General features: G+C 62.7%; 21 protein-coding genes. 11 read left to right on the top strand and 10 right to left on the bottom strand.

What is annotated here, in order from left to right:
- Positions 1-179 precede the first annotated feature (179 nt).
- Positions 180-893 (top strand): hypothetical protein, encoded by a 714-nt coding sequence (locus PQR40_RS32585; protein WP_408510666.1) that lies wholly within the window; start codon positions 180-182, stop codon positions 891-893.
- A 19-nt stretch (positions 894-912) separates the two neighbouring features.
- On the opposite strand, the gene PQR40_RS32580 is transcribed toward PQR40_RS32585, so the two are convergent.
- Positions 913-2,346 (bottom strand): FAD-binding oxidoreductase, encoded by a 1,434-nt coding sequence (locus PQR40_RS32580; RefSeq protein ID WP_408510682.1) that lies wholly within the window; start codon positions 2,344-2,346, stop codon positions 913-915.
- A gap of 23 nt (positions 2,347-2,369) precedes the next feature.
- A complete protein-coding gene (locus PQR40_RS32575; protein WP_408510665.1) occupies positions 2,370-3,359 on the bottom strand; it encodes an isopenicillin N synthase family dioxygenase in 990 nt (329 codons plus the stop codon).
- Between the two features lie 277 nt (positions 3,360-3,636).
- Here PQR40_RS32575 and PQR40_RS32570 point away from each other — a divergent pair, with 277 nt between their 5' ends.
- The 5 genes from PQR40_RS32570 to hutC (PQR40_RS32550) all read left to right on the top strand — a co-directional run bounded on the left by PQR40_RS32570 (position 3,637) and on the right by hutC (PQR40_RS32550) (position 7,708).
- Positions 3,637-4,464, top strand: coding sequence for a transporter substrate-binding domain-containing protein (locus PQR40_RS32570; protein WP_408230047.1), 828 nt, complete (start codon positions 3,637-3,639; stop codon positions 4,462-4,464).
- A gap of 111 nt (positions 4,465-4,575) precedes the next feature.
- Complete coding sequence (locus PQR40_RS32565; RefSeq protein ID WP_408510664.1) at positions 4,576-5,226, top strand: amino acid ABC transporter permease; 651 nt, start codon at positions 4,576-4,578, stop codon at positions 5,224-5,226.
- Between the two features lie 31 nt (positions 5,227-5,257).
- Positions 5,258-5,920: an amino acid ABC transporter permease gene (locus PQR40_RS32560; protein ID WP_408230041.1), complete on the top strand. Its 663-nt coding sequence runs from the start codon at positions 5,258-5,260 to the stop codon at positions 5,918-5,920.
- Between the two features lie 20 nt (positions 5,921-5,940).
- Positions 5,941-6,810 (top strand): amino acid ABC transporter ATP-binding protein, encoded by an 870-nt coding sequence (locus tag PQR40_RS32555; protein ID WP_408230038.1) that lies wholly within the window; start codon positions 5,941-5,943, stop codon positions 6,808-6,810.
- A 97-nt stretch (positions 6,811-6,907) separates the two neighbouring features.
- Positions 6,908-7,708: a histidine utilization transcriptional repressor HutC gene (gene hutC, locus PQR40_RS32550; protein WP_408510681.1), complete on the top strand. Its 801-nt coding sequence runs from the start codon at positions 6,908-6,910 to the stop codon at positions 7,706-7,708.
- A 37-nt stretch (positions 7,709-7,745) separates the two neighbouring features.
- On the opposite strand, the gene hutC (PQR40_RS32545) is transcribed toward hutC (PQR40_RS32550), so the two are convergent.
- The 8 genes from hutC (PQR40_RS32545) to PQR40_RS32510 all read right to left on the bottom strand — a co-directional run bounded on the left by hutC (PQR40_RS32545) (position 7,746) and on the right by PQR40_RS32510 (position 15,492).
- Positions 7,746-8,429 (bottom strand): histidine utilization transcriptional repressor HutC, encoded by a 684-nt coding sequence (gene hutC / locus PQR40_RS32545; protein ID WP_325045801.1) that lies wholly within the window; start codon positions 8,427-8,429, stop codon positions 7,746-7,748.
- A gap of 212 nt (positions 8,430-8,641) precedes the next feature.
- Positions 8,642-10,285, bottom strand: coding sequence for an HAL/PAL/TAL family ammonia-lyase (locus PQR40_RS32540; protein ID WP_408230032.1), 1,644 nt, complete (start codon positions 10,283-10,285; stop codon positions 8,642-8,644).
- Positions 10,286-10,339: 54 nt separating this feature from the next.
- On the bottom strand, positions 10,340-11,131 hold the full coding sequence (locus PQR40_RS32535) for an ABC transporter ATP-binding protein (protein WP_325045789.1): 792 nt from the start codon (positions 11,129-11,131) through the stop codon (positions 10,340-10,342).
- 34 nt (positions 11,132-11,165) lie between these two features.
- Entirely contained in the window at positions 11,166-11,921 is a 756-nt protein-coding gene (locus tag PQR40_RS32530) for an ABC transporter permease (RefSeq protein WP_408230028.1), read from the bottom strand.
- A 15-nt stretch (positions 11,922-11,936) separates the two neighbouring features.
- Positions 11,937-12,659, bottom strand: coding sequence for an ABC transporter permease (locus tag PQR40_RS32525; RefSeq protein ID WP_408510663.1), 723 nt, complete (start codon positions 12,657-12,659; stop codon positions 11,937-11,939).
- Between the two features lie 92 nt (positions 12,660-12,751).
- A complete protein-coding gene (locus PQR40_RS32520; RefSeq protein ID WP_408230330.1) occupies positions 12,752-13,576 on the bottom strand; it encodes a transporter substrate-binding domain-containing protein in 825 nt (274 codons plus the stop codon).
- A 325-nt stretch (positions 13,577-13,901) separates the two neighbouring features.
- Positions 13,902-14,582, bottom strand: coding sequence for a methyltransferase family protein (locus PQR40_RS32515; protein WP_408339652.1), 681 nt, complete (start codon positions 14,580-14,582; stop codon positions 13,902-13,904).
- A 70-nt stretch (positions 14,583-14,652) separates the two neighbouring features.
- On the bottom strand, positions 14,653-15,492 hold the full coding sequence (locus PQR40_RS32510; protein WP_408230019.1) for an arylamine N-acetyltransferase family protein: 840 nt from the start codon (positions 15,490-15,492) through the stop codon (positions 14,653-14,655).
- Positions 15,493-15,974: 482 nt separating this feature from the next.
- Here PQR40_RS32510 and PQR40_RS32505 point away from each other — a divergent pair, with 482 nt between their 5' ends.
- From PQR40_RS32505 to PQR40_RS32485, 5 genes are all read left to right on the top strand, one after another.
- Complete coding sequence (locus PQR40_RS32505) at positions 15,975-17,498, top strand: carbohydrate porin (RefSeq protein WP_408339649.1); 1,524 nt, start codon at positions 15,975-15,977, stop codon at positions 17,496-17,498.
- Between the two features lie 100 nt (positions 17,499-17,598).
- Complete coding sequence (locus PQR40_RS32500; protein ID WP_408510662.1) at positions 17,599-18,750, top strand: hypothetical protein; 1,152 nt, start codon at positions 17,599-17,601, stop codon at positions 18,748-18,750.
- Between the two features lie 111 nt (positions 18,751-18,861).
- Positions 18,862-20,250, top strand: coding sequence for a Dyp-type peroxidase (locus tag PQR40_RS32495; RefSeq protein WP_408230010.1), 1,389 nt, complete (start codon positions 18,862-18,864; stop codon positions 20,248-20,250).
- Between the two features lie 82 nt (positions 20,251-20,332).
- Positions 20,333-21,364: an iron ABC transporter substrate-binding protein gene (locus PQR40_RS32490; protein WP_408230007.1), complete on the top strand. Its 1,032-nt coding sequence runs from the start codon at positions 20,333-20,335 to the stop codon at positions 21,362-21,364.
- Positions 21,365-22,969, top strand: a complete 1,605-nt coding sequence (locus tag PQR40_RS32485) for an ABC transporter permease (protein ID WP_408510661.1) — start codon at positions 21,365-21,367, stop codon at positions 22,967-22,969.
- Positions 22,970-22,974 lie beyond the last annotated feature (5 nt).

Raw genomic sequence — 22,974 nt, 5'->3', positions numbered from 1 at the left:
CAAACACGTCTCATCCCGTCCACATTGCCTTGAAAAACAGAATTGGCCCCCTCCTTCGATATACGCCAAGCTGAGGGGCCTCACACCTCAAAGCGATTTCACTAAAAACTATGGAACAGTTGACCTTCGGGGCCTGCGTCAAGAAAGGATGGATCAGTTCGTGGCAAGCCGTGACGCAAATGCCCTGGCTGTTCCTGGGCGTTTGCGCGGTACTGGCCTGCACGTCGCTGCTGGCCCGCCCACACCCTGCCACCACGGCCGCTGAGGGTGTCGACGCGATGACGCATCTCGGCCAGGGGCTGCTGCCACTCGTGTGGGCCGCGCTGCAACTGGTGGTAGGTGGCACGTTGACGATCAAGGTCCATCGCTTCGTGCTGCTCGGCGAAGGCGTGCAGCCGCTCGTGCCGCTCAGTGGCAAGCCGCTCGGCCGCTACGCGCTGGTCTCGCTGACTGTCGTGCTGTCGATGCTGGTGTTTGCCGGCCTGGCTTACGTCGCCATACGCGCTTTTCGGCTCGGTGTCCTGATCTACCTGCCCATGCTGGTGATCTACCTGTTCGTCACCATGCGACTGATCCTGCTTTATCCGTCCATTGCGCTCGGCAGCAGGCTCGCGCTGCGCGCCGCATGGAAAGACAGCCGCGGGCACGTGTGGAGCATGATCGGCGTGGGCTTCGTCACGTATCTGCCGCTCTTCGTGCTGAGCGCCATTTTCCTTTTCTTCGCCGGCCCCAAAATGCTGGCCGCGCACCAGACCCAGGCCGTGGCCGTCATCGCGATCGTTCAGGCGCTGTTCAATGCCGTGTTCATCGTGTTCGCGGCGGCCTCGCTGTCATGGCTGTACCGCCGTTACGCCAGCGAACTGCTGACGCACGCCGTAGACGCACCGCAGTAATTCGCACGATACGCCCTGCTCAAAAAAGCTTGCCCGGATTCAGAATGCCGTGCGGGTCCAGCGCATGCTTGATGGCGGCCATGGCCGCCAATTCAGCAGGCGAGCGCGAGATCGGCAGGAACTCGCGCTTGAGCAGGCCGATCCCGTGTTCCGCCGACACCGACCCGTGCAACGGTCCCAGCATCTCATAGACGAACGCATACACCGAACGGTGATCCACGCCGGGGATCGAATGACCGTCGACGGTGACATGCAGATTCGAGTCGCCGATATGCCCAAAGAAATACGACACGTTGCCCGGCCAGCGCTGATCGAGCGCCGCGCGGCAGCGGTCGACGAAAGCACCGATCTCGCTGATCGGCAAACTCACGTCGAAGTTGATCGCATCCAGCCGGACGGGAAACTCGGCGGTGCATTCGCGAATCGCCCATAAAGCGCGCACGTCGGCCACCGATTGCGCGATCACCGCGTCGCGAATCGCTTCTGAATCGAGCGCTTCGGTCAGTGCGGCGGAGAAGCGTTCGCCGTCGTCGCTTGCATCGAAACTCGCGTGTTCGATCAGTGCATAGAGCGGATGCGAGTCGGCGAATGGCGAGCGGGTGCCCGTCAGTTTCACGCCGAAATCGTAGAAGTCCGGCCACATGATCTCGAACGCGCCGATGTCGTTGCCAAAACGCGTCGACAGGCGGCGCAGCAGGTTCACGGCGGCACCATAACCGTCGAGCGCAACGAGCGCCGTGTGGCGCGCCGCGCGTTTAGGATGGAGCCGCAGCACCGCGCGCGTGATCACGCCGAGCGTGCCTTCCGAACCGATGAACCAGTGTTTCAGGTCGTAGCCGGTGTTGTTCTTGACCATCTTGCCGAGCGAAGTCAGCACGTCGCCATTGGCGAGCACGACTTCGAGCCCGAGCACCTGGTCGCGCGCGGTACCCGACTGGATCACGCGATTGCCGCCCGCGTTGGTCGCCAGATTGCCGCCGATCTGACACGAGCCGCGTGCGCCAAGATCGAGGGTAAGCTCGAAGCCTGCTTCGGCGGCGGCTTCCTGTGCGGTTTGCAAGGTGGTGCCGGCGCATACGGTTAGCGTGGCCGAGGCGGTGTCGATTTCTTCGACGCCGGTGAGCCGCTCGAGCGACAGCGCGATATCGGTGGCGCGCGCAATCGCGCCGCCGGCGAGGCCGGTCATGCCGCCCTGCGGCACCACCGGTTGATGCGCCGCGTGGCAAATGGCCAGCGCGCGCGAGACGTCTTCCGTGCTGCGCGGCAAAAGCAGCGCAGCAGGACGCGTCGGATCATGGCGTGTCCAGTCGGTCATCGCGCGTTCGCCGATCTGCTCGCCGACGCGCACCGCGTCGGCACCGAGCGCGGCACGCAACGCGTCAAGTGTTGCGGAAAGCCGCGCCGCGCTGTGGGTTGCGCTGCTGCCTGCATTGCCGCTTACGTTGCTCGCCATGCCGTTTGCCGAACTGTTATCTGTCATGCAGTGGTTCCTTGCGTTCCTTCAACTGCTGCTTTCTTCCGATAACCCATCGAATCGTTGATCCGCCCGAGGATGTAGTCGCCCGCGGCGACCGGTTGGTACTTGAGGTCGGCTTCGCCCGTACCGAGTTCACGCGGATCGACCATCGCACCGTAAGTGGGATCATAGAACGTCGCGATCGAATAGCGCTCGCGCCCCGACGCATTGATCACGCGATGCAAGGTGGAGCGGAAGCGGTCATTGGTCCAGCGCGCCAGCAGATCGCCGACGTTCACGACGAAGCTGCCTTCGATCGGTGGCGCATCGACCCATGTATCGTTGGCGATTTCACGCACCTGCAAGCCGCCCACCTGATCCTGCCACAGCAAGGTAATGCAGCCGTAGTCGGTATGTGGCGCGACACCGAATTGATCCGCGTCCGGCTGGGGCGGTTGCGGCGGATAGTAGACCATCTGCGTGCGCTGCATCCGCTTCGAATAGCGCGGCGCGAAGAAATGCTCGTCGACGCCGAGGCTCAGCGCGACCGCCCGCAGCAGATCGGCGCCGCATGCGGCGATTGCCTCGTAATAACCGTAAAGCGCCGGCCGCAGTTCAGGCATGAAATCCGGCCAGTTGTTCGGCCCACGCAGCGCCTGCCCGGCCAGCACGTCGGGATCGTCTTCCAGCAACTCGAGACCGATGCTGAAGAACTCCTTGTAGTCGGGGCGCTTGGCCTGATACATAGTGGCGTCGCCGAGCGCGTTGAAACCTCGATGCCGTTGATTGACCGCCGCGCGCCGCTTCGTCTCCACCGGAAACGCAAAGAACGTGCGCGCCGCCAGTTCGGCAGCATCGATTGCCGCTTGCGGCACACCGTGATTGACGATGTAAAAGAAGCCGATCGTCGTGCACGCTTCGCGGATTTCTTGCGCCACGCGCGTCAAAGCCTGCGGGTCGCCGGCGCGCACGCCGGCAAGATCGATGATCGGAATGCGGGTCACGGGCATTGCATTGCTCCCTGAAAAGCCGGCCAATTCAACTGACGAAAGAGGCTTGCGGATGACTTGCGACAAGCGCGCTCGCGCCTCGTGCATCCCAGTTGTATATACCGCCAAAAGCGTACTCGCAAGTTGCTTCATGGGGCTTCACATAAGGGCTTTTCTCTACTCGCGGGTTTATTTATTTCGCACGAAAACTGCGGTATATACTGCCTCGCATGACTCGCGCAGGGCCTCCCTGACGAACCGCTTTCGCGCGACACCGCTTTGCCAACCGGAGAATCCCATGAACATCCTTGCAGGCTGGAAGTGTCGTTTGGTCATGCTGGCGCTGTGCGCGGCAAGCGTCACCGCCCACGCGGAAGACCAGCTCGCCAAAGTGAAGAAAGCAGGCGAACTGGTAGTCGGTACCGAAATGCAGTTCGCGCCCTTCGACTTTCTTGAAAACGGCCAGCAAGCGGGTTTTAACAAGGATCTGTTCGCCGAGGTCGGCAAGGAATTGGGCGTGAAGGTGCGCTTCATCGACTTGCCGTGGCCGAGTGTGCTGCCAGGTCTCGAAGCCGGCAAGTTCGATATGGTGGGCGGCCCGCTGACGGTCACCAAAGCGCGCATGGAACGCTACACCTACACCCTGCCGATCGCGGATGCCACCGACGCGCTGCTCAAGCGAGCCAACGACGCCTCCGTCAAGCAATCGTCGGATATCGCCGGCAAGACTGTCGGCGCGGGCAAAGGCTCGGCCCAGCTCGACCAGTTGAAGGCCTACGTTGCCACCTTGCCGAAGCCGCCTGAAATCCGCGAATACGTCGACAACAATCAGGCTTATGCCGATCTCGCCGCCGGCCGTATCGCGGCGGTCGCGAACTCCATGACCAACATCGCGTACGTCGCCAAACAACGCCCCGAAGCCTTCGCCGTAGTACAGCCGCCGTTTGGCGCGAAAGTGTACTTTGCCTACTGTCTGCGTAAAGACGCGGACAGCAAGCCGCTCGCCGACGCCTTCAACGCCGCGCTCGTGAAAATGCACAGCGATGGGCGTCTCGCGGCCTTGCAGAAAAAGTGGTTCGGTGTCGCAATGGATGCGCCGACCACGATGCCCGCGCCGAACTATTGATGCACTGGCGCAGCGATGGCCTGATGTTTTGCAGCACGCTTTTCTGATGTTTGCGATGCGGGCGCTCCGGCGAGCCGCATCGCCCTCCCCGTTCTAGCGAGTGCGACGCTTATGTTCAGCACAACCGTCTTCCTTCAGGGTTTGCCGCTGCTGCTGCATGCGGCGCTCGCCACTATCGGCATTTCACTGACGGGCCTCGTGATCGGTTTCTTCGTCGCGATCGGCGTGTGTGCTACCCGCCTCTCCCCGAAGCGCGCCGCGCGCATGTTTGGCGGCGCCTATGTGTTCTTCTTTCGCGGCGTGCCGATGCTGGTGCAACTGCTGCTGGTGTACTACCTGCTGCCGTTCGCCGGAATCAATGTCTCGCCCGTCGTCGCGGCGGTGAGCACCGTTTCGCTGTGTTCCGCGGCCTATATCGCCGAGATTCTGCGCGGCGGTTTCCTCAGTATTCCGCCGGGTCATATCGAAGCCGCGCGCATGCTCGGGCTTTCACCGTTCGATATGCTGCGGCGCATTCTGGTGCCGCAGGCGTTTCGCTTGACGCTGCCCTCGCTCGTCAATGAAATGGTGCTGCTGATCAAGGCTTCGTCGCTGATTTCGGTGGTGGGCGTGGCCGAGCTGACGCGCACCGCGCAGAACATTGCTGCCAGCACCTATCGGCCGCTTGAAGCCTACCTCGCCGCCGGGCTGATTTACTTCGTGATCTGCGGAAGCCTGGCGCTCGTCGCGCACGCCGCCGAATACCGTTTGCAGCACGCCTGACCGGCCCTGAGCTTGACATTGAAATAAAGCCATGCAAAAGCTCGACCCCACCGTCATCACGCACAACCTGCAGCCGATCGCCGCCGGTCTCGCGACCACGCTCGGCACCTGGACCGCGGGCGTGGCAATCGGCATCCTGATCGGCTTTCTGATCGCCGTGCTCCAGCTCTTTTGCGGACGCTGGGTGCGCGGCGTTTTGCGCTTCTATATCGAGCTATTTCGCGGCACGCCATTTCTGGTGCAACTGTTTTTGCTGTACTACGGCGGCCCATCCTTCGGCCTCACGCTCGAACCGATGACGGCCGGCGTGCTCGGCTTAGGCCTCTATGGCAGCGCGTATTTCGCCGAAGCCTTCCGCTCAGGCTTTCAATCGGTGCCGCCGGGTCATCTCGAAGCGGCGTCATGTCTCGGACTCACCCGCTGGCAAGCCGTGTTGCGCATTCAGGTACCGCAAATGCTGGTGCTGATCGTGCCCGCGCTGACCAATCTGATTATCGTGCTGAGCAAGGAAACCGCGGTGTTGTCGATCGTCACCGTGCCCGAGCTCACCTTCGTGCTGACCGGCATCGGTTCGGCCACCTTCGCTTTCGTCGAAACGCTGCTGGTGCTGTGCGTGTGCTATCTCGCGCTGGTCGAACTGACCTCGCGCGTGGGCATGTGGGCCGAAACCCGCATCGCGCGCTTCATGGCATGAACGGAAATCCGGACCACCTTATGAACGCCATCGCCGACATGCCATCCTCCGCGTCCACTGCTACCTTCGCTACGCTGCCCGGCGCGCCGCTGATCGAAGTGCGCGACCTGAAGAAACGCTTCGGCGAAGTCGAAGTACTGCGTGGCGTCGATCTCGAGATCGCCCGTTCCGAAGTGGTCTGCATCATCGGCCCGTCGGGCTCGGGCAAGAGCACGCTGCTGCGCTGCCTCGCCGCGCTCGAAACCTACGATCAGGGCGACGTGCGCATTGAAGGCGAACTGCTCGGCTATAGCGAGCGCAATGGAAAACGCGTACGCGCGTCGCAAAGCGAGATCAATCGCGTGCGGCGCAACGTCGGCATGGTGTTTCAGCAATTCAATCTGTGGCCGCACATGACGGCACTCGGCAATGTGATGGAATCATTGCTGCGTGTGCGCCATCTGTCGCGTGAAGAAGCACGCCGCCGCGCCAATGCGATGCTGGAAACAGTCGGCCTCGCACACAAAGGCGATGCCTACCCGTCGAAACTCTCGGGCGGTCAACAGCAGCGCGTTGCAATTGCACGCGCGCTGGCGATGGAGCCGCACATCATGCTGTTCGACGAGCCGACCTCGGCGCTCGATCCCGAACTGGTCGGCGAAGTGCTTCAGGTCATGAAGCAGCTTGCGCGCGACGGCATGACAATGGCCGTGGTCACGCACGAAATGGGCTTTGCGGCACAGGTGGCCGACAAGGTGATGTTCATCGACCAGGGGCGCATCGCCGTGCAAGGCAAGCCGCGCGAAGTTTTTCACGACGCCGGACAGCCACGTTTGCGGCAGTTCCTGCAAAACTACTTCGACCGCAATGCCTTCTGGGCGCGCGGTCCTGACGATGCGGAGCCGGTATGAACCTGCACCGGTGTTCTCCTGGTTCACGTGGTTCGCGTGGTTCGCGTGGTTCGCGTGGTTCGTCCGTTTCGTGCGGACAGTAGCGCAAGGGCCGCCGATGTCTTCTACCGTTCGCAGCAAAACTCACGGCCACCCATCCGCCGCGGCGATAAAAGCCACGCGCAGGGCTAACGACGCACCGGCCGCCCGCTACGAACAGGTCAAAAACCACATCCGCCAGATTATCGAATCGGGCGCGCGGCAAGCGGGTGAGCGGCTACCGTCCGAACTGGACCTGGTCGCGACGCTCGGCGTGTCGCGCATGACGGTGAACCGCGCGTTGCGCGAACTCGCCGATGAAGGCCTCGTCACCCGCGTGTCCGGTGTGGGCACTTTCGTCGCGCAAACCAAACCGCAATCGACACTGCTGATGATCGCCCATATCGGCGACGAGATCCGCTCGCGGGGTCACGAATACAGCTACGACACGGTCCTTTCGCAACGCGAAACCGCGCCTGTGACGGTGTCGAACGCTTTAGGGCTTGCACCGGGCGCTTCCGTGTTTCATGTGATCTGCGTGCATCGCGAGAACGGTTTGCCGGTGCAGCTCGAAGACCGCTACGTCAATCCAGTAACGGCACCTGACTTCCTGAAGCAGGATTTCTCCACGACGAGGCCATCGGAGTATCTGTTCGAGACCGTCCCGGCGCACGACGTCGAGCATATCGTCGACGCGGGTCTGCCGACACGCGCCGAAGCCGAGTTACTGGAAATTCGTGTCGATGAACCCTGCCTGACACTCATGCGCCGCACCTGGACGAGTGGCATTGCGGTCACGTTCGCGCGTTTCGTGCACCCGGGTTCGCGGTACCGGCTGGGTTGCCGGTTCACACCCGATCTATCGCAGCGGCAGGGCTAGCGAGGCGAGCCCCGTGCCCTCGCCCAGGTCTTGCCACTCACACGTTGCCCGCAAGATGGAAACGCGATGCCGGATGCCACAACTGCACCGACGTCGCCACGTCGTCACCCACCCATGTGCGGCGCCATAGCTGCAAGCAGGGCTCGCCGATATCCATCATTAGATGCCGCCGCACATACGCGTCAGGCTTCTGCGCATAGATGCGAAACTCCGCGCGCTGGATCGGCGCGAGCCGCACCATGTAGTGATTCGGTGTCTCGACGGTGAAGTCCTGTTGCAGGTAGTCGGGGAATACCTTCGGATTGACGTAGCGATCCTCGTACTGAATCGGCTCGCCCTCTTCGCTGTGCACGATGCACGAGTGAAACGCGGGACCGCCGGCGAGACCGAGCGCTTCGAGCGCGTGCGGATCGTCGCTCGGTTCGAGTGTCAGCACACGCGCTGAATGGCGATGGCCGCGCGCCGCGATTTCGTCGGCGATATTGCGGATTTCAAGCACTGTGGATTCGTAACGCTGCGGCGCGACGAACGTGCCGGAGCCTTGCACCCGCGTCAGCACGCGGTCGGTCGTGAGTTCACGAAGCGCGCGCGATACCGTCATGCGCGCAACGCCGAATTCCTTGACCAGCTCCGTTTCGGATGGGATCAAACCGCCCGGCTTCCAGTCCCCCTCGCTAATGCGCCGGATCACGTAGCGCTTGATCTGCTCATAGGCGGGCATCGCCTTCGCGGGTGTCTCATGGGTACGATCGGGGCGGTCCTGCGTGTCTGCGGTTTGCGCGTTTGTAATAGTGTTCACGTCGACCTCGTGGGTGGTACGCGGATGGTACACGGGTGGTACACGTCAGGCCGGTTCACCGGCGGGTAAGCCCGCTCACCGGCTTTGTCTCCATCGATCCAGGTGCATCAACTCAGGCCCGGCAACTGAGTCCTTCAACCTGCGTGGGCAGCCGCCCGGCCGTCGTTGGCCGCCGGGTCGGCGTCGACCTTGCCCGTAGTGGCAACGCTCGTCACACTCGCCAATGCGGCAGGACCCGCGCCGCAGACTGAAGCGTCCAGCCCGGGCCGAATATTACCCGGGTTTGGCAGCGGCGGCGGTGTTTCATCGGCGATCATGCGAAACGCAATCGTCATGTCGTCCGCGAGCGGCCGGTCGTCGCGATAGGTCGGTACGACGCGGCGCACGCGTTGCCAGAGCGCATCGGTGTGCGGTGCGCGCGGGGCATCGACGCTTTGCAGATCGTAAGCTTGTGCCGCCGCCAGCAATTCGATCGCGACGATACGCCCGGCGTTGTCGACGATCTCCAACGCTTTCAGCGCGGCGGGCGTGGCATGGCACAGGTGGTCTTCCTGCAGGCCGGACGTGATGCCGCCGTCAAGACTTGCGGGCATCGCGAGGCGCCGGTTCTGCGCGACCAGCGAGGCCGCCGTGTACTGCGCGATCATGAAGCCCGAGCAGGTGCCGCCCGGCTCCGCGAGAAACGCCGGCAAGCCGCTGACGAGCGGATTGACGAGGCGGTCGAGACGCCGCTCGGCCATCGCCGCGACTTGCGCGATCGCGGTGGCGAGGCTGTCCATTGCCAGTGCGATCGACGCCCCCACCGCGTGCGCCTGCGAATAGACGCGCGGGTTTTCCGGCGTGCCGGCTACGATCGGGTTGTCGGTAATCGATGCGAGCTCGCGGTTCAGCACTTCGGCGGTCGCGGCCAGCACGTCGCGCGCGGCGCCGTGCACGTGCGGAATGGTCCGCAAGCTCAACGGGTCCTGCGTGCGCTGACCGACCACCGCAGCAAGGATGCCGCTGTCTGCGAGCGCCGTGCGCATCCGTTCACCGACCAGGCTCAGGCCAGGCGAGATGCGCAATGCCAGCGATTCGGCATCGAACGCGGCGAGCTGGCCACGCAGATTCTCGAAGCTCATCGCGGCAACCACGTCGCACCAGTCGAGCAACTGCTCGGCGCGCGCCAATGCCAACGTTGCGAGACCTGTCACACACGGTGTGCCGTTGACGAGGCTCAGGCCTTCCTTGGCTTCAAGCACCAGGGGTTCGAGCCCGAGCATCTGCAGCGCGTCGCGCCCTTTGAGCCGTTCGCCGCGATAGCGCACATAGCCTTCGCCGATGCATACCAGCGCAATATGCGCCATATGGCTCAGATAACCGACCGAGCCGAACGTCGGCACTTCGGGCAGGCAATCGGCGTTGATCAACGCCACGAGCCGGTCGGCGACTTCGAGGCGAATCCCCGAATGTCCGTGTGCATAATTGTTGACGGCCGCCACCATGATCGCGCGCGTTTCAGCCGCACCGAGCGGCACGCCGACGCCGACTGCATGACTCATCAGGATGTTGCGCGACAACGTGTGCTGCTCGGACGGCGACACGATCACGTCGCACAAGGCCCCGACGCCGGTATTCACGCCATACGCGCGAATGCCGCGCGCGACGATCTGCTCGACCAGCTCGCGTGACGCCGCGATCCGCGCACGCGAACTGGCGGAAAGCTCAAGCGGCTCGCCCGCAGCAACTGCTGCGGCCTGACGCCAGTTGAGAGAACAATCGGAACGGATCACGGCCATGATAGTGCGCTGCCCAGTGAAGTGATGAGGGGGTGACCAGCTAACGCTGATCAGTTAGTTAGTCGTGCGATCCTGGTGGCTCGACACGAATTGGCGGAAGCGGTCCGACTTGCATTCGACGAACACTTCGTCCGGCGTACCGTCGGCTTCTACCTGACCTTGATGCAGGAACATCACGCGATTCGACACATGGCGCGCGAAACCCATCTCGTGCGTGACAACCAGCATCGTGCGCCCCTCTTCGGCGAGCGAACGCATCACGCGCAGCACTTCGCCAACCAGTTCGGGGTCAAGCGCCGAGGTCGGTTCGTCGAACAGCATCACCTTCGGATGCATCGCCAAAGCACGCGCGATCGCCACGCGCTGCTGCTGGCCGCCAGACAGATGTGCCGGATAGTGGCCGCGTTTTTCCGCGAGACCGACTTTCGCGAGGAGTGCTTCCGCTTCTTCAACCGATTCGGCGCGGCTGCGCTTCTGCACGCGCATCGGCCCTTCGATCAGGTTCTCCAGCACGGTCATATGCGACCACAGATTGAAGTTCTGAAACACCATGCCGAGCTGCGAGCGCACACGATCCACCTGGCGACGGTCGCTGGGATGCAGCTTGCCGTCCCCGCGTCGCTTCATTTTCAGCTCTTCGCCGCCGAGCGCCACCGAGCCGTCATCCGGCGTTTCGAGCAGATTCAGGCAGCGCAGAAAAGTGCTCTTACCGGAGCCGCTCGCGCCGAGAATCGAAATCACGTCGCCTTGATGGGCGTCGAGCGAAATGCCTTTGAGCACGTGGTGGTCGCCGAACGACTTGTGGATGTTCTTGACCGACAGTGCAACAGGTGCCGTAGCGTTCATGGGATTCTCCAGATTCTGCAAGATGTGCGATCGTTCAGGGTGCGGCGCGGCGTGCTTCGGTCGTGGCAGAAACCGGTCGGCTCGGCGAGCTTTGCGTGGGCGCCGCACGCAGATGGCGCGACAGACGGATCTCGAGGAAACCGAGCAAACGCACGATGACGAAATTCAGGAACAGATAGATCAGCGCGGCGCAGATGAATACTTCCGTGGTGCGATACGTTTGCTGAATGATCTGCTGTGCGACGCCGGTCACTTCCCACACGGTGACGAGACTGGCGAGCGCGGTCGATTTGACGAGCAGCACGGCCTCGGTCGAATACGCGGGCAAACACTGGCGCAAAGCAATCGGACCGATCACGCGGCGCAGCAGCGCGAAACCCGACAGGCCGATCGAATAGCCCGCTTCGATCTGACCGACCGGCACGGCCATCAAACCACCGCGGATAATCTCAGCGGTATATCCGGCGGTGCACAGCGCCAACGATAAAACCGCACACATGTACGGCTCGCGCAATACTGGCCACAGGAAGCTCTCGCGAATCACCCCGAACTGGCCCATGCCGTAGTAGACAAGGAACATCTGGATCAACAACGGCGAGCCGCGAAATACGAGGATATAAGCGCGCGCGAAGCGATTCGGCAGCCAGTGCGGCGACACGCGCATCGTGACGATCACGAGCGAGAGCAAGCCACCAAGAATCAGCGAGCAGAAGAACAGCCCGAGCGTGGTCGGCACGGCTGCAATCAGTTGCCGCAGCGTGTCGAGCAGGAAATCGAAGTCGAAATGCATGATGTCCGGTCCTCGTCAGTTGCGCGCGAAGTTGCGCTTGAAGGATCGGCCCACGCGCGCTTCGGCGCGGTTGAAGATCCGGTTCGAGATGCTGGTCATCAGCAGATACAGCGCGCCGCCCACCACGAAGAACGTGAAGTACTGATGCGTCGAACCCGCCGCGATCTGACTGGTGCGCAGCAGTTCGGCCAAGCCCGTGACGGAAATCAGCGCCGAGTCTTTCAGGCTCAATTGCCAGACATTGCCAATGCCCGGCAACGCGAAACGCAGCACTTGCGGAATCAGAATGCGGCGCGCCATCGTCATGGTGGGCATGCCGATCGAACGCGCCGCTTCGAGCTCGCCGCGCGATACCGCGAGCACCGCCGAGCGGTACACCTCGGCCTGATACGCGCCGGAAATCATGCCGACTGCGAGTGCGCCGATCACGAATGGCGGCACGCCGACAAAGCCGTCCGCGCCGAACCATTGACCGATCGTGGTCACGAGCGTCGAACCGCCGAAATAGAACAGATAGATGACGAGCAACTCGGGCACGCCACGAAACACGGTGGTGTACACATCGCCGATCACGCGCAGCGTGCGAAAACGCGACAGCTTGGCCGCCGCGACCAGCGCGCCGAACACGGCGCCGACCGCGAGCGCCGCCAGCGTGAGTGCGACCGTCATCAATGCTGCAAGCAGCAACACGTCGCCCCAGCCTTCCGGCCCGAAGCCGAGCATCTCTATCAGAGCCATTCCCTACCTCTCATCCATTACAGCGGATCGAACCAGCCAGCAGGCGCGGTTCTTCACACCCCGCCTGCCGCACATCTGAACGCTCAGGCGAATCAAGGCGTGACGTCAGTCTTGAACCACTTGGTGGAGAGCTTCTTGACGGTGCCGTCGGCAAGCGCGGCGCTGATCGCGGTATCGAACTTCGCTTTCAGGTCGGCGTCCTGCTTGCGGAATGCGAGGCCTTCACCCGGACCCCAGATCGGGCCGCCAATCTTCGGACCGGCCATGACGATCGACGCGGTATCTTTCTTGTCGATGTTGGCGGCGTAGTAGGTCACGTCGTCGAACGAGGCGTCGATGCGGCCGTTGGCCAGATCGAGATCGCGCTCGGGCGATGTCTTGTAGACGCGGATCGTGGCGACGTCCTTGAAGCCGTCGTTGATGAACTTGGTGTAAACCGTGCCCGACTGAATGCCGATGGTCTTGCCCTTCAGCTGCTTGCGCAAGGCGTCGACGGTAGGCTGGTCGGCTTTCGGATCGCCTGACAGCTTCACGACGCCTGCGGTCGGCACGGCCTTCGGCAGCACCTTCGCGTCAGTCACAGCGAACGTGGCCGGCGTAGCGGCGTACGGCTTCGAGAACGCGATGATCTTTTCGCGCTCCGGTGTGATCGAGATCGCGTCCATCAGCACATCGAACTTGCCGGCTTGCAGACCGGGGATCATGCCGTCCCAGTCTTGCGCCACAAGGTTGCATTGCAGCTTGATGCGCTCGCACAGGTTGGCGACCAGCTCCGGTTCGAAGCCGCCCAGCTTGCCGCCCGGCAAGGTCAGGTTCCATGGCGCGTAACCGCCTTCCAGCGCGATCGTCACCGTCTTCCAGTCTTTGGCCTGCGCCGGTGCCGCGAAAATCGTCGCGGCGCCGAGAACGGCGCCCATCAATGCTTTTGCTAACGTCGTGCGCTTCACTTTCACGTCGAAACTCCTTTGATTGAGGAAACCGTCGAGCTGGGTTTTTTCTGCCGCTTAATTTGTATAGACAAGTCTGCATGAGTCAAAAAGCAGTCGCAAGAGGATTTGTTAGAAATCGTCGGAATCATCGGGTAAGCCCCTATGAATTGCCGCGCGACAAGGCTTTTAAGGGAGTTCTGAACGTGCAAAGACAATGCACCGCGCTCGACCGGGTGCGTCAGCGTGGTGCATTTTGTCTAGACAGGTTGGTGCTTGAGAGCTTGGCGCGCTTCGAATTGGCGCCTTGCGCGCCTTACCAGATGAACGGGACGAAGCGGTAACGCACGCGTGAGGTGTAGGCGGTGTAGCCGTCGAGTTGCTGCGCCAGTACGCGCTCCTCGCGGACCGCGCGCCAGCCGATACCGATCACTAGCAGCGGCACGCAGGCAAGACCCCACCATGAGCCGAGCAGCAATGGCGTGCCGATGAACAACAGCAGCGCGGCCGAGTACATCGGATGACGCACATAGGCATAGGGGCCGGTGTCGATAACTTTGTGACCACGGCTTGTCTGGATCTTCACGACCGGCGCGGCAAAGCTATTGGCCTGGAACACGAAACGGCACATGAAGATACAGAGGAAGATGCAGAGCGAGCCGAGGCTCACCAGCCATACCGGCAGCGGCGCCGACCAGTGATAGCGCATCGCGTCGAATGCCATCAGGACGAGCCAGGCGGTCCACATCAGCGCCACGCCAATCATGAAGAAGCGGTCCCAGCGGCTTTGCTGCGCCTGAACGATCGGCGCGAGACGCTCGGCGAGGAGGCCCGGGTCGTGGCGTGCCAGCCAGAAGCCAACCCACAAACTCAATGCGCCTGTCTCGATCAGATACCACCAGCCGGCAGGCCATGCGAGGGTACCGGCGGCGCCGAACAGCAGCGCGCCCATGCATATCAGCCAGGCCACCGTTTGCAGAATGAGGCGCGTGATCATGATGAGTTCGTGGCGTTCGCTGATGGTCGTTGGTGACTATGGGTGGGCAGGTGCCCGCTACGCTCTCGTCTCAGGCCGAGGCCGCCGCCGGTGAGCGCACGCGCCCGAATACTTCCGCCATGTCGATGTCACCCGTGTTCAGGCCGAATTGATCGCGCAGGCAGCTTGCAAGCTCATCTGCGCTTTTTAGTTGCCGTTCGCTGATGAGCCGGCCGTCCGCAGCGCGTTCGTTCAGTTGATCGTTAAGCAGTGTCAGGCGCGATTCTGCGAGAACCCGGCAAACGATCAGGTTGTTCAGAAAAACAGAATCCGGCGCGGTCGAGGTGTACCAGTTCGAGGTCTCGTAGTCGATCCATTCGACCGGGTGCAGATCGAAACGGTAGACGCGTGCCCAGGTTTCATCGTGGGATTGAACTTCGAGGCAGAGCGCGTCGTGTGAGGCATCAGCCAGGCGGAACGTGCCTAGTTGCGAGGGCTGCGCCGTACCTGGGATCAAGCGCAGCGGCGCTGTCAGCGTCACGCTGCCGAAACCGACATCGGCGATCCATGCTTCGCTTTTTATATCGACGCGCAGGACCATATGTGTGCGAGGCGGAACGGCATCGGATTCGCGGCCCCACAGGACTCTGCCCAATAGCGGCGTAACGTTAAAACCTAACTGCGTCAGGACGTTCGCGAAGAGCGCATTCTGTTCGAAGCAGTAGCCACCGCGGTGTTGCGTTATCAGCTTGTGTTCGACTGACTCGATATCGAGTTTTACCGCGCGGTGTGTGAGCGGATTCAGGTTCTCGAAGGGAATCGCTCTGGGGTGCAGCTTATGGAGTTCCTGGAGTACTTCCAGCGTCGCCGCGCGCGGTCCTTTGTAGCCTATGCGGGTGAAGTAATTGTCCAGATTCACTGAGTGTGACATCGGTGTCGTCCCGGTATGGTTTTGGGCGTTGGGCATTTAAGGGCTTGGCATGACAGCGTGGCTTCGGAAGATGATCATAGCGTCTTTTGTTGCCTGCCCGAGGCGTCCACCTCTCCTTGTCTTCGTCGCCGCCCGCCCTTGTCTATTGGCGCCGCTCCTGTTCGGAACGGCGGCTACTTCAGAAAGCTCTCCGCTAATCCGGCGCCGGTTTGATACGGCCAAACCATACTAAAACATTACGCTTATATTCCATTTAAATTACACACAAACAACCTTTAGTAGCAGTCCGTAAAGCTCATAATTACACATCAGTAATATTGATGCGAATCGTTCTCATTTGTGTTGACGCACCTATTTCGCATGCGTACGATCTCGCCATCTGCTGCATCCGGCGTCGCGAACCGATGCAGTAAGTCGCTGGCGCACAGTGATGTACCGCCGCGATGCCCAGATGAGTCGATACAACACAAATAAGGATTTCGATGAAGTTCGCCCGATCAACAGAACCCGCCGGCCAGGCGCGTTCGCTTCGCGACTCCGCCTCGCACGTCGGTGCCGTGCGCCGCTCGCGTTTGCCCTCGATACGCCACGCCGCGCTTTGCACGGCTTTCGCCTGGGCCACGTTGAGTGCCGGCACCGCAATGGCCGACGCCAATCCCGATGCCGCACCGGAAGCGCCGGAAGCCGACCTGAACATCAAGGCGGCTCAAACGAATCAATGGACCGGCTTCTGGAATCGCCCGACGATGCTCGGCGACATTGGCGGTCTGCGCCCCTGGCTCGGCAAATATGGCGTGACGTTCGCGCTCACCGAAACCAGTGAGGTGCTCGGCAATGTCCGCGGCGGCCTCGCGCGCGGAGCGGACTACGACGGTCTCACGACAGCCACCGTGCAAATGGATACGCAAAAAGCGTTCGGTTTGCCAGGCGGCCTGTTCAACGTCAGCGCATTGCAGATCCACGGCGCCAACCTCAGCGCCAACAAGCTGGGCACGCTGAATACGGCGAGCGGCATCGAAGCCCAGGACACGACCCGCCTGTGGGAACTGTGGTACCAGCAGTCGTTCCTGAACAAGCGCATCGACGTCAAGGTTGGTCAGCAAAGTATCGACCAGGAATTCATCACCAGCACGAATTCGGCGCTGTTCGTGAACACGATGTTCGGCTGGCCTGCCCTGCCGTCCTACGACATGCCGTCCGGCGGTCCCGCTTATCCGCTGGCCGACCTCGGCGTGCGCGTGCGCGGACAGATCACGCCTTCGTTGACAGCGCTCGCCGGCGTATTCGACGGCGATCCGCTCGGCAACAACCCGAACAACATAAGCGGCACCAACTTCAACCTGCATAACGGCACGCTGTTCATCGGCGAGTTGCAGTATGCGATCAACCAGCCGGCTGACGGCGAAATGGTCGGTATGGGCGGCGGCGGTTTGCCGGGCACCTACAAGGTCGGCGTCTGGTACAACAACGGCAGCTTCGCTGATCAGCGCTTCGACAACACCGGCCTCTCGCTTGCGAACCCGGCAAGTACCGGCGTTGCGCAGAATCATCACGGCGACTACAGCTTCTACGCGGTCGCCGACCAGATGATCTGGCGCCCGGATCCGGACGAGCCGCGCAGCCTCAACGTCTTCGCGCGCGTAATGGGCGCACCGGGCGACCGTAACCTGGTAAGCGTCGCCGCCAACCTCGGCGTTGTGCTGAAAGCGCCGTTCGCCGGCCGCGACAACGACAGCGCCGGCATCGCGCTCACGTACATCAAGATCGGCAACCATGTGAATGGTCTCGATCAGGATAACCTGGCATTTAGCGGCGGCCCATACGGCGTGCGCACCAGCGAAACCACACTCGAAGCGACCTACCAGTACCAGGTCAACCCGTGGTGGCAGTTGCAAGCCGATGCGCAATACACGTTCAATGCCGGCGCCGGTCAGAACCCGAGCGATCCCACGCAGCCGCTGCGCAATACGTTCGTCATCGGCGTGCGGACCAACATCACATTCTGATGCCGTTCCCAGCCATCACACACGCTCTAGCCAAATCGAATCCCATGCTTTCGATCATGACCGCAACCACCGCTTTGTGCGCAGGCACGGAGGCTCACTCATGAACAACCCCACGCGCCTTATTTCGCCGCGCGCCGCGCGGGCCCTGCTTGCCGCAACCGTCAGCGCCGCCGCATTCGCGACGACCGGCATTGCGCACGCCGAACCGCAAGGTTTCCTCGAAACCGTCAAGCATCACACCACGCTGATCAACACCGTGCCGGAAAACGGCGACCAGAACCCGTATGCGGTGGTGGTCGCACCGGTCACGGCCGGTACCGTCAAGCAGGGCGACGTGCTGGTTGGCAACTTCAATAACTCGACCAATCTGCAAGGCACCGGCAGCACGATCATCAACTATCACCCGGACACCAGACAGATGACGGTGTTCGCCACGGTGCCGCGCAATCTGAAGGAATGCCCGGGCGGCATCGGTCTGTCGACCGCGATGACGATGCTCAAGTCGGGCTACGTGATCGTCGGCAGCACGCCGAGCAATGACGGCACCACGGGCACCAAAGGCGCCGGCTGCCTGATCGTGATCGATCCGAACGGCAAGGTCGCATCGACCATCAACAGTCCGAACATCAACGATCCGTGGGGCAACATGGCGGTCGTCGACAACGGCACGAGCGCGACGCTGTTCGTCAGCAATGCCGGTTTCGGCGTGGGCGGTGCGAACGGCAATCCGCCGGTGTTCAAGCAGGCCACCGTGCTGCGTCTCGATCTCGACGTGCCGGCCGGCAAGCCACCGGTCGTGAAGAAGGAAACCGTGATCGGCAGCGGCTTCGGCGCGCAGGCTGACAAGGGCGTATTCCTCGTCGGCCCGACCGGCCTCGCGCTCTCGGGCGATCAGAAACTGCTGTACGTGTCCGATGCGATCGGCAACCGCGTCACCGAAATCGACGATCCGATGACGCGCGACACCAGCGCGGGCGTGGGCCGCCAACTGACCGCCGACGGCTTGCTGCATCGCCCGCTCGCGATGGTCACGGCGCCTAACGGCCACCTGCTCGTCACCAATGCACTGAACGGCCAGATCGTCGAAATCGATCCTGCCACCGGCAAACAACTCTACGCACGCTGGATCGATACCGACAAGGCGCAATCGCCCCCGGGCAACGGCGACCTGTTCGGTCTCGCGATGACGCCGGAAGGCGACGGTTTCTACTACGTGCAGGACGACGTGAACACGCTGGTGCTGGCCAGGTAAGCGACGCAAGCAGGGCCGGCAAACCAGCCACGCAAAAGAGCGAAGCGAACCCGGCCTCAGAGCCGGTCGCAAAACCGGCACATCCCACGGCCAACTGAAGGTGAAGTAACCATGGCAAACGATCAACCCCCGCGGCCCTCACGGCGCGGTTTTCTGAAGGCCGGCAGTGCGGCGGTCGCAGCGGGCGCGAGCCTCGGTGCGACCGGCGTCGCCCAGGCCGCGCTTGGCAAGACGCCGGCGCACAACGCCGATCCGCTGATGGCGGTCGAGCCGTTCTACGCCCTGCATCAAGGCGGCATCGTCACGCCGCAGCAGAGTCACACGTATGTCGCCGCGCTCGATCTCACGACCGACAAACGCGACGACGTGATCGCCCTGCTGCGCGCCTGGACCGACGCCGCTGCGCGTCTGACGCAAGGCGCCACGGCCGCACCGCTGCCGACTGGCACCGCGGCCAAAGCGGAGCTGGCCGACACCACGATTGTTACGAAGGCCGATGCCAAGGCCGACAATACGGCCGACAACACGACCTACAGCCCGACCAACACCAAAGCCGCGCCCGATTCCGGCGACGTGCTCGGCCTGGGCCCATGCGGCCTGACGATCACGTTCGGTTTCGGCCCGGGTCTGTTCACGAAAGACGGCAAGGACCGCTACGGCCTCGCCGCGCGCCGCCCCGCCGCGCTCGTCGATCTGCCGCGTTTTAACGGCGATCAGTTGATCGAGCAGAAGACCGGCGGCGACCTGTTCATCCAGGCCTGCGCGAACGATCAGCAGGTCGCGTTTCACGCGGTCCGGCAACTGGCGCGTCTCGCGTACGGCACCGCAGCGATGCGTTGGGGTCAATCCGGTTTCCTGTCGGGTCCGCGCGGTCAGACGCCGCGCAATCTGATGGGCTTCAAGGACGGCACCAACAATCCGTCGACCGCGAAGCCGCAGTTGATGAACGAATTCATCTGGGCCGGCGCCACCGCCGACGCACCCTGGATGGAAGGCGGCACCTATACGGTGGTGCGGCGCATCCGCATCACGCTCGAACACTGGGACAACACCGAGGTGGATTTCCAGGAGCAGGTATTCGGCCGTCACAAATACAGCGGCGCGCCGATCGGCAAGAAGAACGAGTTCGACGCGGTGGACCTGAAGGAAGAAGACAAGGACGGCAATCCGGTGATTCCGGAGAACTCGCACGTGCGTCTGTCGAATCAGGCGAGCAACAACGGTGCGCAGATTCTGCGCCGCTCGTACTCATACAACGACGGCACGAACTTCTACATCGAGCGCTGGCCGCCATGGCGTCAGGAAACCGAGTACGACGCGGGCCTGATTTTCGTGGCTCACCAGAGCGACCCGCGTACCGGCTTCATTCCGATCAACGACAAGCTCGCGAAGTTCGACATGATGAACCAGTTCACGACGCACGTCGGCAGCGCGGTGTTCGCTGTGCCGCCGGGCGCGAAGCCGGGTTCGTATATCGGCGCGGGACTGTTCGAGACGTAATGCAAGCCGCGAAGTAAGCCGCTATGCCACGAGGCAAGCGGCATAGCGAAGACCAATAACATCATTAACGGATTTTAGGATCATGGCTCATTCCTGGTTTGGCACCCGCCTGCGCCTGCTCAGCAGCGCAGCCGCCCTCACGCTGGCCGCCTTCGCGACCGTGCCGTCGACGGCCCACGCTGCGTCGATCACGCTGTACAGCGCGCAGCACGAGCAGGTCGTCAATCTGCTGGCTAAAGATTTCGAGAAAGAGTCGGGCATTTCGGTAAAGATCCGCAGCGGCGAAGGCCCGGCGATGGCCGCGCAACTCGTCGCGGAAGGCACCGCCACGCCCGCTGACGTCTACTTCACGGAAAACTCGCCTGAGTTGATGCTGCTCGAAGAGAAAGGCCTGCTGAGCCACGTGAACGACTCGACGCTCGCCACCGTGCCGGCGCGCTTCAACTCGCCGGGCGGTGTGTGGGTTGGCGTGACCGCACGTGAAAACGTGCTGGCCTACAACACGGCCAAGGTGCAGGCATCGCAACTGCCGCAGTCACTGTTCGATCTGGCCAAGCCGGAATGGAAAGGCAAAGTCGGCATTGCACCGAGCGACGGCGACTTCCTGCCGCTCGTGAGCGCCGTGCTCGCACTGAAGGGTGAAGCGCAAACCGTCGCATGGTTGAAGGGCCTGAAAGCCAACTCGCAGATTTTCGACGACGACGAAGGCGTGGTGGCAGCCGTCAATCGCGGCGGTGTCGCGACGGGTCTGATCAACAACTACTACTGGGCACGTCTGCACGCTGAAATCGGCGATGCGAAAACCCGCAGCGCGATCTATCACTTCGGCAACGGCGACGCCGGCGCGCTGGTGAACGTATCGGGCGCAGCGGTGCTGAAGTCCGCGCACAACACGGACGGCGCGCAGAAGTTTCTTGCGTATCTGGTCAGCGAGCGTGCACAGAAGCTGATGGCGAACAGCCACGTCATGTTCGAATATCCGTTGCATGCAGGCGTTGCACCGGACCCGATCCTCAAGCCCTTCACTGAACTGAACCCGCCGGCGCTGACGATCCAGCAACTCGGCGACGACAGCCTGGCAGGCAAACTGCTGCGTCAGGCAGGCTTGCTGTAAATGAGCGATGCCGTGTCAGCCGGGCCTCCGGCTGTAACCTCCGCCCCGGCGCGCGCCCGTTTGCGCGCGCCGCGCGGTTTGTTTGCGGCAGCAGCACTCAGCGCTTTGCTGGTGTTGCTGCCGATTGCGTTTACCTTCTGGCGGGCGGCGAGCTTCGGCATCGACGAGGCGGTCGATCTGATCTTCCGGCCACTGGTCGGCGAACTGCTGGTCAACACGCTGCTGATCACCGTATCGACCACGCTCGTCTGCGCTGTCGTCGGCACGGCGGCCGCATGGTTTGTCGAACGCACGCATTTGCCGGGGCGTCGTATCTGGGCCGTGCTCACCGCCGCGCCGCTCGCGATGCCGGCCTTCATCTCGAGCTATGCGTGGGTGTCGCTGAGCCTGGATCTGCAGGACTTCAACGGCGCGCTGCTGGTGCTGAGCGCCGCGTATTTCCCGCTCGTTTATCTGCCGGTGGCCGCGGCGTTGCGCAGTATGGACCCGGCACTTGAAGAAAGCGCGCGCGCGCTCGGCTGCAACCGCTGGGCCACGTTCATTCGCGTCGTGTTGCCGCAACTGCGCCCCGCGCTGCTCGGCGGCATGCTGCTGGTGGCGCTTGGCGTGCTGTCCGAATTCGGTGCGTTTACGCTGCTGCGCTTTCGCACCTTCACCACGCAAATCTATGCGGAATACCGCACCAGTTTCGATGGCGGCGGCGCTTCACTGCTCGCGTGCCTGCTGATCGTGATCTGCCTGATCGTGCTGGCGTTCGAGTTTCGGGTACGCGGCGCGGCGCGTTATGAACGCGTCGATCGCGGGACGCGTCGCGCGGTCTTGCGCTACGGCCTCGGCGCGTGGCGCTGGATCGTCGTGGCCGGTTTCGCTGCGCTGGCGATCGCGACGCTCGGCGTGCCGCTCGGCATGATCGGCTACTGGCTCACGCAACCGGGCGCGGCCGCCGTCACACCGGCCGACGTGTCGCCCGAACTGCTGTTCAGCGCGACGATCTCGTCGCTCGGTTTCGGGCTCGCTGCCGCGCTGTTGACCACGCTGCTGGTCGTGCCGCTCGCGTTTCTGCTGGTGCGCTATCCGACGCGTTTCGCGACGCTGTTCGAACGCACCGTTTTTCTGGCTCAAGGCATACCGGGGCTGGTGATCGCGCTGGCGATCGTATCGCTCGCGGTGCATGCGCTGCAACCGCTCTATCAAAGCGCGACGCTGCTGGTGATCGCTTACGCGATGCTGTTCATGCCGGTGGCGCTGGTGAGCGTGCGCGCCGCCTTCATGCAGGCGCAGCCGCGCCTCGAAGAGACTGCGCGCGCCCTCGGTCTGACCTGGTCGCAGACTCTGTTCCGCGTGGTGTTGCCGCTGGCGGGTCCCGGGCTTGGCGCGGCAGCGGCGATGGTGTTCATCTCGGTCGTCACCGAGTTGAACGCGACGCTGCTGCTCTCCCCGATCGACACGCGAACACTCGCGACCCAGGTCTGGGCCGACACGTCGACGATGGCGTTCGCCGCCGCAGCGCCTTATGCGGCGCTCCTCACCGGCATTTCGCTGTTCGCCTCCGGCCTCCTGTTCGCATTGCTCGGCAAATCGGCTTTACTCGGCGAACGCAACTGAAGGTC

The sequence above is a fragment of the Paraburkholderia sediminicola genome, assembly GCF_046026855.1.
Lineage (GTDB): Bacteria > Pseudomonadota > Gammaproteobacteria > Burkholderiales > Burkholderiaceae > Paraburkholderia > Paraburkholderia sediminicola_A.
The sequence above is the reverse complement of the archived record's forward strand: the minus strand, read 5'-3'. Positions and strand labels throughout refer to the sequence as shown.